The sequence below is a fragment of the Rheinheimera sp. F8 genome, from assembly GCF_001518915.1.
Genome location: NZ_CP013656.1, coordinates 326,004 through 339,638, shown reverse-complemented (window position 1 = coordinate 339,638; position 13,635 = coordinate 326,004). Strand labels below are relative to the sequence as shown.

The following is a 13,635-nucleotide window of genomic DNA, read 5'->3' as shown; positions in this document are numbered from 1 at the left end:
GATCTAACCGCCCGGACGGCGCAAAACGTCTGGTACGGGGCAAACCAAGCCTGATATTAGTGGTCAATATGGGGATCAGAAATATCCACTTAGGGATAGAACATAGGCCGGAGTCAGGCGGTAACTGAGCTTTCCTATTGCTTAAGGAATAGACAGTCGCTGTAATGCGGCGGTCACAGTGCCGCAATCGGCTGACTGGGCTCTTGTGCCTGCTGGTAAATGTGCAGCGGATCTTCCGGCAGCCCTGGGCGGGCAAACGGAATACAGTTGATAAATAACGAGAATAATTCGGCTTGTGAGCCAATCTCCAGTTTGCGGTAAATGTTCTTACGGTGGATTTTGACGGTGCCGTCAGAGGTCTGCAGTTTCTCCGCAGTCAGTGCAGAGGAATAACCGCGCAGCAGGTACCACAACACGTCGCGCTCGCGCGGCGTCAGCAAAGAGCTGGCAAAATTACTCAGTGTCGCTTCAACCTGTAAATGGGTTTGGTCGGCACTATTGGCCAGCGGCAGTGGCGTGGCCAGCTGATGATGGCGCAGCAATGCGGCGTCGAGAACCGGCATCACCATATTCAGCGCCTGCACATCGGCACGGCTAAAGGTGTTGCTGTTGATATTACGTTGCATGAAAAAATTCAAAGCGGTGTTGTCGTCAATGCGCCACAACACATCAATCGAATCTGCCACGCCAATTTTGCTGTAAAACGCCGTGTAATAACTGCTTTGGTAAAAATCATCCGGCGCGACATCCGCCAGCCAATAGGTGCCACTGGCACAGCCTTTTAAAAACAGCTGATATTGTGGGTCGAGCGCATATGGCCCGGTGGAATAAATGTCGGCGTGCAAACTGCGGTCAAACGGATGGAAACGATGCAACAGGCTTAACGGTTTTTGCTGGCGGTAGAACACCAACAAACCACTGGAATCAACCGGACAGACAGCTTCAAGCACATCCAGCACGGCAGCAAAAAAGCCCGGTTTGCCGAGCTGTTGCCACAAAGTTACCTGTGCTTCCAGCATGCGTTGATCCCAAATCAGCGCCAGCGAGCCCCGATGATAAACTTCCGATTTTGCGCGCACCGTGCCTCCCTGTCGACTGCTGTGAATGAGCCGCAATTGAAGCATTACCTTAACGTTTTTTTTGCGTTGTGCCTATAAGCCAAAAGGCGTGGTTGAGATGAGTGTTTTGAATTTGTCGTCTGGCAATATCTATGGCAGCTGTCGGTTTAATGGCGATGTGAAGCGGATGCGGCAAATACAGGCGGCAATGTGGCCGCCTGCATTTGCCTGCCAATGTATTTAACTCCGGTTGCTGTCAGCTGACCAATTGGTCGGCAAGACCAGCGTGGGATGTCCTGCTGGAACAATAATCGGTTAATCACGTTCTCTGGAGTCACACAGCCCTTTGCCAATACAAAATGGCGCCTGAAATACCTGGATATCAGACTGATTGTCCCGAATAGTGACACCACCATGACTCAATGTCATTTCGAGAAAAATCCGGTCTCCGACATTTTTATTCTCAAGGGCGCGGATTGGTACTATCACATCAGGCCGGTAATTGGCGTTGTACTGTACCGCTTCGGGCACTTTTACCGCCATGTCAAATCCCAGTGACTCGACAATACGGGTTACCAGCCGCTGTGCCTCTTCCTGTAATTTTTTGATAATTTTTGGGGTGATTTTATCCAGTACTTTCAGAATGTAAGGCAACTTTACATCCACTGTGACCACCGGATTCAACTTTTCCCGACCCGGTTGTGCATACAACCGTTTGGTAAATACATTGTATTTGCCATACAACTTCATATCGTCCAGGCGAAAGGTCACATAAAGATTAATAATCGAGTCGGTCATTTTCGCGTTGGCTTCCAGGCCAAAGTTGTCAAAAGTGACCGGAACAAAACCTTCGTTATCTACTATGCCGTCAATTAGCAAATGGATCGAGCCGTTATATCGGGCGTCGAGCCGGACGATTTTGTCCATATTGGCATTCGCCTGAAAATTGTAGAATTCCTGTGTCATGCTTTCTCTAAAATTGTCGACGATATAACTGGTTTGCTCTGCCGCAACACTGTGCAGCTCGTTGTAGATCTGTTTCGGATAACTGTCTCTGGTCGTGATGCCTTGGACATGACATTCTCGATTGGAAATCAGCACAGGCCACATTTCATATTCTTTGGGTTTAGTTTTCAGTGGATCAACAATGTAGGCTTTTACTTTGACGCATGATTGGGTTTGCGGAATACCGGATGCTGAGCTTGTTGCTGCTGTGGACAGCGCCGAAAACATCGCGAGTCCCGCCACACCAGCTGTATAGCTCAATCGACCTGTTCTGTTAGTCATGAAAAAACTCCATTTAATTTTAAGGGGGCAAGTTACAAATTGAACTGAATAACAGCGATTCAGATGCCGAAATATTCAGTAATGCCAGCTTAAAGGAAGGTCGTAGTGAGCAGATGTCTGATATTTATATGTAATGAATTTATAAAATATTTGTAATTGATGAAGTCGTTTAAGCAAATTCTGCCATCGTAAAGCAGTTTATTCCGACCAATTGCCACAACAGCTACGGGAGTGTGACTTTGTCATGACAGGTTGGTTTTGCGCAGCGGTTGGATATCAGCTTTGTCGCTGAATCTGCCAATGGGTAATTTGGTCGTCGTTACAGCTGTTTCGTCACTCAACAGCGTAAATACAGCAACTGATTTTTGTCTTCGCGGGATTTAAAGACATGCACTGCAGCCAACTTGCCAGGAGTTACATGTTGCCAGCGGATTCTTCACTGACTCTGACAAAAAACGGCAAAGGTACACACCTTTGCCGTTTCCACGATCCTGTTGATTGCACTTTACCGGATAATGCTCTGCATATTGGTAAAGACACAGGTGCAAGCTAAAAAAGCAGTGCGACCAGGATGATGATTGGGATCGGGATCCCCAGTACAAACAGTAGTATCGAACGCATCACAATCTCCTTAGATTAAACCGGTTGCTTCATAAGTCGCGCTGACGTCCACCGAAAACAGCCATCAGACTTGCGACAAATGCTCCAATCAACAGCGTGGCTGCCATCCAGAGTGCGCCGTATGCGGATGCTTTGCGTGCTTCGTCAACGGTTTCAAGCGCGATGGCTTGCGCCTTTTGCACTGATGCCAGTGCATCAGAGAAGACCATCGATACACGTTGTTCTGCATCCTGCTGACTGAGCTGCGTGCGCTGCGTGATCAATTGACCGATGTAGCGCACGTCCGCTTGCGGCAGGTTTTCGTTCAACAGAGCCCGGCCGAAGATCCGCGTGACTTCGCCTGCGGGGATCTCCGATTGTGGGGCACCGGCTACACCTGTATTGTCGGCACGGAACATCGAATCAACAAAGTACCCGATGGAGCCGGTGATTCCGTTTTTTTCGTCTGTGCCAGCAGCACCGCCGGTTAACATCAATGCGGTGTTGCGGGCATTGGTGGCTGCCACCGACTTTGTTGCCGATCCTGTTTCGCCAATGACTGCCGCGCCTGCACGGATGCCATTTCCGACCGAACCGAGCACAGACGTTAACAGCGCCGCTGTCAGTAATGAAGCGACAGCCCAGGTCAGAAAGCCATGTGCGGTGTCGCGAAAGTACACTTCATCCGAGTGTACTTTCAGCCATCTGGTGCGCAGGCGTCCGGTCAGATACCCGCCCATACCGGATGCAGCCAATTGGGTAAAGCTTAGCCAGGCGATCGCGGTAAAACCAAGCGTACTGGCGCTGATCCCCTCCCGGTTCCACGGCGACACGACAGTGAAACCCAGCCCGGTGCCGAGGATCACTAAAAACAGTGACAATGCGGCGGCCGCGGCGGCGCCGGCGAATATAGCATTCCAGGATACTGCACTACTGCTGCGCGCTATAGCTGTCATACCTGTTGAGATGCTGTGTGCTCCAATCTGATCCTGCTCTAAGTGAATTTCCGACATCACGTTCTCCGATATAAAGTTGGTAAAAACAAGCTTAGGCGTATCCGCAGCACAGGTCGGTTCGCCAGCGCACTGATGGTCCGGCAGGGAAAATCGTCTGCCGGGGGCCACGTCGTTTTGGGTCTGGGTTAAAAAATTAGAATCAGTGTCCGGATTTCAGCATGTCATCCCGTTGTTGCTCGGCCCGGGCGGCACCAATGGCAGTTTCGACTTTCCTGACCTCTTCCGGCGGCGGCAGGACTGCCGGTAAGCCCAGCGATTCAATCCATAACTCACGGACAAATCCCCGGGTGTGCAGGAGGTGATGCTCTTCTTCCTGTTCTACTAATTCAAAAGCAGCCAGTAGTACCGCAGTTTCTGCCCCCTGACCGTGTGTGGCCAGGTGACCTATCAGTTCCCAGTTTTGCAGGTCCTTGGTTTCCGCCAGCACCACACATTCACCAGCCACCAGCTGTGCGGTTGCGGCATTGCCGCGGGTTTTGGCCAATTCCATCGCGCCGAGCAGCGACTGACCAATGTGGGCCACTACTTCACGGCCCGGTGTCATCTGTTCCGGATCCAGTTTTAATTCCGCGAACAACGCCAGCAGGATCTGCTCATGGGTAGTGGTTTGCTCCAGGTATTCTTCCCATTCGCCTTTTAAATCTTCATTGAGTACAGCTGACAACGCGGCCTGGTAAATTTTTATGCCGCCGCGCTCTGTCTCCAGTGCCTGGTACAACAATTCATGTAATTGCTTTGTGCTATAGGTCTGTTTTTTCATCGCGAGCTCCTTGAGTTGGTCGGTGATTTCCGGTCTGACAGCGCGCCGACAGTCGCGCTGCATGAGGGCAGGGCGCTGGCGCGTCCGGGATAGCGATGTGCTGCTATCGCCGCGATAAATGCCGGTGCGATCCCAGCGGCTCCTGTACTTTCTGCCAGCAGGATCCCATTGCTTTGGTCCGTAGCCGCAGCAATGCCGGCGAGTGCCAGCAGCTCTCGTCCGCTGCCGAGCGCCAGGATGGGTTTGCCATGGCGGTACAGCTCACAGATAAATGTCCGGGTGTGCCGATTGTCAGCCAACGCCTGCACGGCAGCGCTGCCATCCGGTAATACCAAAGCGTCAAACAATACGGATGGGGCATTTTCCAGCGATTTGTTGGCCTCGACTGCGCCGGCCGGACAGCCGGCAAAAACACCGATGTGCGGCCCGATAAAATGCAGCACGGCACCGGCATCTGTCAGCGCACTATGCAGGCCGATTAACGACGCATGGTGTACACCGTTGTCTGTCAGCACGGCGATTTGCCGGGTACGGATGCCGCATTCGCCGGGCAGCGCCAACAGTGACAAGGCTGGCGAAGCCGACACTTCGCCAGACTGCAGTTGTGTAATGGCCCGGGGCATTGCTGCAGGCACTGCCATGCCCAGCCCGGCGGCAATGTCTGCCGCCAGTGCAGTTGACACATTGACCAGCGAAGACAACATCCGTAACCGGATGGCCGGAACTGCCACTTTGCTGAGTTCAAACCGGAATGCGGCGGCAATATGCGCCTGCTCCTCCGGGGTCTGACTATCAAAGAACAGGGTGGCCTGCAGATAATGTTCAGCAAATTTCTCTGGTTTGCCGCGGACTTTGTCAGCGTGAATGCTCTGTGGAAAGGAGCTGAAGCCATTGGCACTGCTGTGGCCTGTGCCGGTCTGAAATGGACAACCGCCCGCCAGTGAGTTCGGCTCGTATGCGACCCGGCCACGGTGGATCGCCTGGCGATGCATGCCATCCCGTTGGTTGTTCTGGACTGAAGTTAACGGCGCATTCACCGGGATCTCGTGAAAATTAGCGCCACCAAGCCGGCTGATTTGGGTATCGACATAGGAGTGGATCCGGCCAGCCAGCAAAGGATCATTGGAGAAATCGATGCCGGGAATGATATGAGCAGTACAAAACGCGACCTGTTCGGTTTCGGCGAAGAAGTTGTCCGGATTGCGATTGAGCGTCAAACGTCCCGCAGGCAGCAGGGGAATCAATTCTTCCGGGATCAGCTTGGTCGCATCCAGCACATCAAAGCTGAAGGCTTCAGCTTGTGCTTCAGTAAAAATCTGCAACCCCAGTTCCCATTGCGGAAATTCACCTGATTCAATCGCCTCCCACAGATCGCGCCGGTGAAAATCCGGATCGGCGCCGGATATTTGTACCGCTTCATCCCAAACCAGCGAATGGGTCCCTTGCAGGGGTTTCCAGTGAAACTTGCAAAATACGGATTGGCCCAGGTCATTGACCAGGCGAAATGTATGCACGCCAAAACCCTGCATCATCCGGTAGCTGCGGGGAATACCGCGATCGGACATCAGCCACATCAGCATGTGGGTCGATTCTGGCATCAGCGACACAAAATCCCAGAAGGTATCATGCGCCGACGCCGCCTGCGGCATGCCATGGTGAGGTTCCGGTTTGACGGCATGCACCAGGTCCGGAAATTTCATCGCATCCTGGATAAAAAACACCGGTATGTTATTGCCGACCAGATCCCAGTTGCCTTCGTCGGTATAGAATTTGACGGCAAAGCCACGGGCGTCGCGCGCAGTATCTTTTGAGCCCCGTTCACCAGCGACCGTGGAAAAACGCACGAACACCGGCGTGATTTTGCCCGGCTCGGCGAAAGGGGCCGCCCGGGTGTATTTGGTCAGGCCTTCATACGCTTCAAAGTAACCGTGAGCGCCAGAACCACGGGCATGTAATATCCGCTCCGGGATACGTTCATGGTCAAAATGCGTGAGTTTTTCCCGCAGTACAAAGTCTTCCAGTAAGGTTGGGCCCCGCACACCTGCAGTTAAGCTGTGCTGATTGTCACTGATGCGTACGCCCTGGTTGGTTATCAAAGGCTGATCGCTGCCATCGACCCGAACCCGGTTCATCGCTGTTGTCATGGCATTGATACCAGATCGCGCAGCGCTGCCGGTTTTTGTCGTTCCGCTATGTTCTGTTGCAGTGCTGGCGGTCAGCACCGCAGCATCAGTTTCTGCTGTGATGCCGGGGGCTGCTGTGACGCTCTGGTCATCACCATAGCCAAGGGACTTGTTGCTGTTGTAAACAATGGCACTGGCCAGCCGGTCGCTGGCTTTGGCTTGTTGTGCCACGATGTCATTTGTTGTCAGTACCCCATCATTTTCAATCGGAGATGCTGCGCTGAGATCGCCAGGAGGCTGGTTTTTGGCTGTTGTCGGTTCAGCCGGCTGTTTGTGCATTGCCATCGTGGTGCTCCGGTAAAGTAGGGGAAATTGGACTTTAGGCATACCGCGCACACCAGTCGCCGTGACCGATTCTGTAAGCTGTGGCTGGTATAGTCTGTTCGTTATCGAACTTGCTGTGGTGCGGGCTCTGTTGAAGTTGTCCGCATTGGCATTGGCATTGGGAGTGTGGCCGCAGACAAATAGCCAGTGACAAGGCGGGCGCAATGCATAGCGCTTCGCGATGTTGCGTTGGCTGGTTGAGTGGTGTTCAACAGATGTTATGCTGGCAGATTTGCCTGACGGGCTGTCTGATGCAGCGTGCTTTATATTCTGTTAATAAAAACAGCGGCCGGGGCCGCTGTTGTTTCAGCAATGTTGGCGGATGTTTACTGACAGGACAAACTGGCTTTATCAGCCAAACCCGGCACCAGGCGGATATCCGATAGCTGAACTTTGTTGGTCGATTTACTGCTTAACACAAAACTTTGCTGCACTTTGCCAAAGTCAGTGCCCTTAAAGCAGGCGAGGTCAATACTTAGTGTCTGCCAACCGGTTTTGCCTTTCAGTAGTGGCGTCAGATCCACAGTGCCGCCACATTGTTCACCACAACCGAGGCCGAGGCTCAGTGCCTGCACGGCCTGCAGCGGATTGATTTGCAGTTCCAGTACCGCTTTGCTTTCACGATAACCCCGTAAATCGCGTGGGAAGTTACTGGCCAGCGCCACTGCGTTGTCAGCTTTGCCACCAAAGCTGATTTCACGGCCATCTTCCTGTACACGGCGGTCGATAGATTTGAAGCTCAGGTCGCCAAGCGTCTGTACATTGGCGGTCACTGCTGCCATCTGGCTGCCGCTGCTGAGCCAGAATTGCCACGGTGCTTTGGCGGCGCGTTCAAATAACGGCAATGGCGCCTGGCTGCCGTTGCCGCCAGCGGCTTGTTCCGACAGCGGTTTGCTGAGCGGGCCGCTGTCTTTGCTGGCATAACTTAAGCCAAAACCATAAGGTAATAACGGCGTTTGGCCATCGCCCGAATTGACTTTGAACTGAGTCGGATGTTGTGGCCAGCTGTAGCTCAGCTTGCCCTGGAAGTTATATTGCACTTTGCCGTCGGCGGTTTTCAGTAAGACGTCGGCGATGCCGGCGCCTTCGCTACCCGGTAACCAGGCGGCAACAAAAGCGTCGGACTGATTCAATTCTGGATTGACCCACAGCGGCCGACCACTCAGGAACACACTGACGACCGGGATCCCTTGTTGTTTCAGTGATTTTAACAACGCTAACGCAGTTTTATTGCCACGCTGGAACTCAAAGTTGTCGATGTCACCGTTGCCTTCGGCATAAGGTTCTTCACCAAACACCACCACAGCGACATCGGGTTTTTGCTGGAAGCTGCCGTCTTTTGACAGCATGACCTGGCCACCGGCCGCTTTCACCTGTGCAGCAAAGCCCTGATAAATCGAGCTGCCGCCCGGGAAATCAGTATTCACATTGCCGGTACCTTGCCAGCTGATGGTCCAGCCACCGCTTTGTAAACCGATATCATCGGCGCCAGGGCCTGCCAGCAGGATCTTCGCTTTCGGTGACAACGGCAGTAATGATTGATTATTTTTCAGTAATACCAGTGATTTACGTACAGCATCACGCGCCACAGCGCGGTGCGGGGCAGCACCAATTAATTCAGTTTTACCGGATAAGGCGCGTTTGGCCGGACCTGGCCGGTCAAACAAACCGGCGCGTAATTTGACACGCAGGATACGCCGCACCGCATCGTCAATCCGGCTTTGCGCAATCTCGCCACTTTTCACCTGCGCCAGCAGATTGTGATACAGCGGTTTCCAGGCACTGGTCGGCACCATATAAATATCAAGACCGGCATTGGCCGCTTTGGCGCAGTTTTCATTACTGCACCCAGGGATCTGGCCGTGGCCATTCCAGTCGCCGACCACCAGGCCGTCAAAACCAAAACGCTCTTTAAGCACTTGGGTTAATAAATACGGACTGCCGTGGTTTTTCTCACCATGCCAGCTGTTAAACGATGCCATCACTGTTTGCGCGCCGGCCTGCAGGCCACCAACATAACCCTGGGCATGGATATCGATGAGCTGTTGTTCGCTGGCGATATTGTCGCCCTGATCGACGCCGCCTTCAGTGCCGCCATCACCAAGGAAATGTTTGACGGTACTGATCACATGATGGTCGGTCATAAAGTCACGGCCGGGTTCCCCCTGCAGGCCCCGCACTATAGCAGCGGCATAATCCCGCACCAGCGTCGGCTCTTCGGCATAACCTTCATAAGTGCGGCCCCAGCGATCATCCTGAGGGACAGCCACGGTCGGCGCAAAGATCCAGTCGATGCCGGTGGCGCGCACTTCAACCGCCGTTGCGCGGGCGATTTGCTCAATCAGTTTGGGCTCACGCGCAGCACCCAACCCGATATTGTGCGGGAAAATGGTTGCGCCAATGACATTGTTGTGGCCATGCAGGGCGTCTGTGCCCCACATGGTCGGAATAGAGCTGCCGTCCTGACTGGCATCAATGGACGCCTGATACAACGCATCTGCCAGTTTAATCCAGTCGGCCGGTGTGGCGTGTTTATTGTTGTCGGGGAAAGCGCCGCCGCCATTCAAATAAGAACCAAAACCATATTTACGCATGTCTTCGACGGTGATATCGCGGATCTCCGGCTGGATCATCTGGGCAATTTTTTGCTCCAGCGTCATGCCTGCCAGAATTTTCTCCAGCCGTTGTTCCAGTTTTGTGTCCACAGGCACTGCAGACGTCAAAGCTGGCCAGCGTTGAATATCCCGATCTGTTGTGCCTGCACTGCCTGCATTCGCTGCGGTGCTGCCTGCGGTCAAGGCCAGAGTCACCGCCAGCGCCACAGGAGCAATCCGGCGGCGCGAGGGCAGTGCGGTGAGTTGGAATAAAGCTGGCAACATAAAATCAGATCCCCGTGCAATAGGCGGCGCAGAGGCAGGCTGCCGCGGGCAGTACTGCTAAAAAGGCCGGTAAATGAATAATTGGAAGCGCTTACAGATATAGCATCGTTTTTGTCGGGGGCCAAGTGCTATTTCCGCCGGGCTTTGGCTCAAGCCCTCGGCAATTGGCGTGTTTTGCTGTGCATAATGTAACCGGTTACTGGTATATAAAACCATAATAAACAATGAGATAGTATGGGTTACGTTTTTTGTATTGACGCATTATAAAAAATCAACTAATGTCCTGAAAGCGCTTTCAGAAGTGTGTCAGGGCAGTATCAGCACCAAAGAAAAAGGCGCAACGTCTCGTCAGCAGACGGGCAAAAAAAAGCCAGAAACTAACTCAGATAACTGGGCCAGAAAAAAGTCGACAGGGAAAACAAATGAATCCAACTACATTTCACAAAAGCAGACTCGCCACCAGCATTGCGCTGGTGCTTGGCGTTGCGATGCCAGGCTATGCCGTCGCGGACGACGCTGCAGCGGCCAAAGAAGACAAAATTGAGGTGATTACGGTCACCGGTATTCGCGGCAGTCTGATCAAATCGATGGACACCAAACGCGAATCTGAAGGTATTCTCGATGCGATTTCAGCCGAGGATATCGGTAAGTTCCCTGATACGAACCTGGCTGAGTCGCTGCAGCGTATCACCGGCGTGTCGATTGACCGCGTCAATGGTGAAGGCAGTAAAGTCACAGTGCGTGGTTTTGGCCCGGACTTTAACCTGGTGACGTTAAACGGCCGCCAGATGCCGGTAACAACAGGCTCGCGCTCATTTGATTTTGCCAACATTTCTTCTGACTCTATCAGCGGTGTTGAAGTCCATAAGACTGCTTTAGCGTCGAACCCGACTGGTGGCATCGGTTCAACGATTGATGTGCAGACCTTGCGTCCGCTCGATTCACCGGGCACAAAAGCCATTGCCAGCGTCGCCGCAGTCGATGACCGTTCTACCGATAAAGGCAGTGCCACACCAGAAGTGTCGGCGTTATATTCCAACACCTTTAACGACAATAAATTCGGTATTTTGCTGTCAGGTTCCTACCAGGAACGTGAAAGTGGTAACCAGCAAGCGAACGTCGGTACTGGCTGGCGCAGCTTCTTAGGTAAAGTGGATGATAACTGGGGCGCCGGTACTGCCGAATGGGGCGGTGTACCCCAAGGCAATCAGGTTAACCGTCCAAGCGCTGATGAAGTGTATTCAGTGCCACAAACCACTATCTACAAGTTTGAAGAACAACAACGTAAACGCACCAATGGCCAGTTAGTGCTGCAATACAGCCCACGCGATGATATCAAAGCAACGCTGGATTACACCTACATGCGTAACGACATCGACACGCAATACAACGACGTGTCGGCCTGGTTTACCTTCGCGCCTTCTTCCAGCGTCTGGACCGACGGTCCAATCTCTTCGCCGCTGGTTTATTCCGAAACCTACGATGCAAAACAAGACTTGTCGATGGGAGCCGGTGATTATGGCGTACGCAACGAAAGCGGTTCGTTAGGTTTTAACCTGGAATGGGAAGTCAACGACAAGCTGAGCCTGACCTTTGATGCGCACACATCTGATGCTGAAAACAAACCAAATAGCCCGAACGGTTCCAACAGCAGCTTAAGTACTGCTGGTTTTGTCCGTACTTATGCGGCGACTGATTTCAGTGGTGATTTACCTGTGCTGGCCGTCGGTGGCGGCAACGCTGTAACGCCGCAGGATATGCGCGTCACAGGTTCAGTGTTCGGCAGTGCCCGCAACAAGTCTGAGATAGACCAGGTGCAGTTTGACGGCGATTACACGCTGAACGACGAATCAAATATCGATTTTGGTATTGCGCTGACGACAGTGGATAACCATTCACAGTCAGTCAACGTACAGCGTAACGACTGGGGTGGTGTGGGTAAAGCCGGTGATTTAGACCCAAGCTGGTTCCCTGCAGAAACCATCCACGACAAATTCACTGCCAATGGTGGTAATTTCTCGGCGTTTACCGGCAAGAGCTTTGACGTGCTGAACAAAATCTTCATGTGGGATTTTGAACGGGTACGGGCGCAGGCTGAAAAGCTGTATACACCGGCCGGTTACAAAGGCAAAGGCGATTGCGGCACTGATTTCTGCCCGTCTTCTGACTACGCCAGTGATACTGACCGTTACACCGAAGAAGAATCACAATCGGCCTATGTGCAGTACAACTACCGTAACGACTGGAAAGGCAAGCCATACGATCTGCATGTTGGCTTACGTTATGAACAGACTGACGTGACTTCGACTTCTGCAGTCGCTGCTTACGACCGCGCCGACTGGATCGCTGATACTGAAATCGCCCTGCATGCCAGCGGCAAACGTGAATTCCAGACGCAACAAGGCGATTACGATTACCTGTTGCCAAGCATCAACTTCAATATCGAAATCGTTGAAGATGTGATGTTACGCGCCGCCTACAGCGAAACCATCGGTCGGCCGGATTATGTGTCTATTCAGGGCGGTACTGTAGTCGGCACGCTGGCGAACCGTTCAGGCGGCAGCGGCTCTTCTGGCAACCCAAGCCTGTTACCGCTGGAATCACAGAACTATGACTTCTCGGCCGAGTGGTACTATGCCGAAGCGAGTTATCTGTCAGCCGGTTATTTCCGCAAAAACGTGACGAACTTCATCACGAACCTGAAAGTGGATTCGACCATTTACAACCTGGCGAACCCGGCTGATGGCAAGAAGTATCGTGAAGCTTTAGCGGCAGTGGGAGCTGATGCTGCGGCGATCCGTAACTGGATCTTCGCCAATTACCCGAATGACCCAAGTGTGAACGTGCCGGGTAAAGTCATCAGCGGCAAAGCCGGTGAAGACAATACGATGATCTTCAAAATCGACACCCCATCTAACGGGGCGGAAGAAGAGACGATCGACGGTTGGGAATTTGCTATCCAGCACGCCTTTGGTGAGACTGGTTTTGGCACTATCCTGAACTACACCATGGTGGATTCAGGCGTTGAATATGACAACTTTATCCTGAAAGACCAGCCGGCGCTGGTGGGGTTAAGTGACACGGCCAACGTCATCCTGTTCTATGAGAACAATGGTCTGCAGGCGCGGATTGCGTATAACTGGCGTGACGAGTTCCTGAACTCCCGTGGTCAGGATACCGGTGCGAACCCGAAATATACTGAAGCTTATTCACAAATTGACGCGTCAGTCAGCTATGACCTGCCGCAAGTCAAAGGCTTAACTGTGTATCTGGAAGCGCTGAATATCACTGACGAGTACATCCGTGTGCATGGCCGTGCCAAAGAGCAGGTGCTGAACCTGACTGAAGCCGGTTCACGTTATAGCATCGGTGCCCGTTACAGCTTCTAAGCGAAGTGGTAACAGCAGAAATAAGACAGCAGTGCACAGGAAGTGCCCTGCTGAATTGTAAGCGCTCTCTTGTTTGCAACTGCGCTTTGTTGCATGCTGCAGAGCGCTTTTTTTCGGCTGTATTCTGCTGAATGCGCCA

7 protein-coding genes are annotated in these 13,635 nt (G+C 52.7%); 1 reads left to right on the top strand and 6 read right to left on the bottom strand.

What is annotated here, in order from left to right; translation table 11 throughout:
* Nucleotides 1-173: 173 nt before the first annotated feature.
* The 6 genes from ATY27_RS01585 to ATY27_RS01560 form a co-directional block, all read right to left on the bottom strand.
* Nucleotides 174-1,079, bottom strand: coding sequence for a helix-turn-helix transcriptional regulator (locus tag ATY27_RS01585; protein ID WP_208932417.1), 906 nt, complete (start codon nucleotides 1,077-1,079; stop codon nucleotides 174-176).
* A gap of 294 nt (nucleotides 1,080-1,373) precedes the next feature.
* Entirely contained in the window at nucleotides 1,374-2,345 is a 972-nt protein-coding gene (locus tag ATY27_RS01580) for a hypothetical protein (RefSeq protein WP_208932416.1), read from the bottom strand.
* A 650-nt stretch (nucleotides 2,346-2,995) separates the two neighbouring features.
* Nucleotides 2,996-3,958, bottom strand: coding sequence for a hypothetical protein (locus ATY27_RS01575; protein WP_208932415.1), 963 nt, complete (start codon nucleotides 3,956-3,958; stop codon nucleotides 2,996-2,998).
* Between the two features lie 142 nt (nucleotides 3,959-4,100).
* Complete coding sequence (locus ATY27_RS01570; RefSeq protein WP_208932414.1) at nucleotides 4,101-4,721, bottom strand: hypothetical protein; 621 nt, start codon at nucleotides 4,719-4,721, stop codon at nucleotides 4,101-4,103.
* A complete protein-coding gene (locus tag ATY27_RS01565; RefSeq protein ID WP_208932413.1) occupies nucleotides 4,718-7,189 on the bottom strand; it encodes a catalase in 2,472 nt (823 codons plus the stop codon). Before ATY27_RS01565 ends, ATY27_RS01570 begins: the two co-directional genes overlap by 4 nt.
* Before the next feature lie 365 nt (nucleotides 7,190-7,554).
* Nucleotides 7,555-10,107 carry an exo 1,3/1,4-beta-D-glucan glucohydrolase gene (locus ATY27_RS01560; protein ID WP_208932412.1) on the bottom strand — a complete coding sequence of 851 codons (2,553 nt, stop codon included), beginning with the start codon at nucleotides 10,105-10,107 and terminating at the stop codon, nucleotides 7,555-7,557.
* A 422-nt stretch (nucleotides 10,108-10,529) separates the two neighbouring features.
* Between ATY27_RS01560 and ATY27_RS01555 the strand changes: the two genes are divergently transcribed.
* The gene (locus tag ATY27_RS01555; protein ID WP_208932411.1) at nucleotides 10,530-13,496 is read left to right on the top strand and encodes a TonB-dependent receptor; all 2,967 of its coding nucleotides are present in this window, start codon (nucleotides 10,530-10,532) and stop codon (nucleotides 13,494-13,496) included.
* Nucleotides 13,497-13,635: the final 139 nt, after the last annotated feature.

What these genes read in the sequence shown, in the direction of transcription:
- ATY27_RS01580 (WP_208932416.1), bottom strand. Translation starts at nt 2,345, where the DNA reads ATGACTAACAGAACAGGTCGATTGAGCTATACAGCTGGTGTGGCGGGA.
- ATY27_RS01575 (WP_208932415.1), bottom strand. Translation starts at nt 3,958, where the DNA reads ATGTCGGAAATTCACTTAGAGCAGGATCAGATTGGAGCACACAGCATC.
- ATY27_RS01570 (WP_208932414.1), bottom strand. Translation starts at nt 4,721, where the DNA reads ATGAAAAAACAGACCTATAGCACAAAGCAATTACATGAATTGTTGTAC.
- ATY27_RS01565 (WP_208932413.1), bottom strand. Translation starts at nt 7,189, where the DNA reads ATGGCAATGCACAAACAGCCGGCTGAACCGACAACAGCCAAAAACCAG.
- ATY27_RS01560 (WP_208932412.1), bottom strand. Translation starts at nt 10,107, where the DNA reads ATGTTGCCAGCTTTATTCCAACTCACCGCACTGCCCTCGCGCCGCCGG.
- ATY27_RS01555 (WP_208932411.1), top strand. Translation starts at nt 10,530, where the DNA reads ATGAATCCAACTACATTTCACAAAAGCAGACTCGCCACCAGCATTGCG.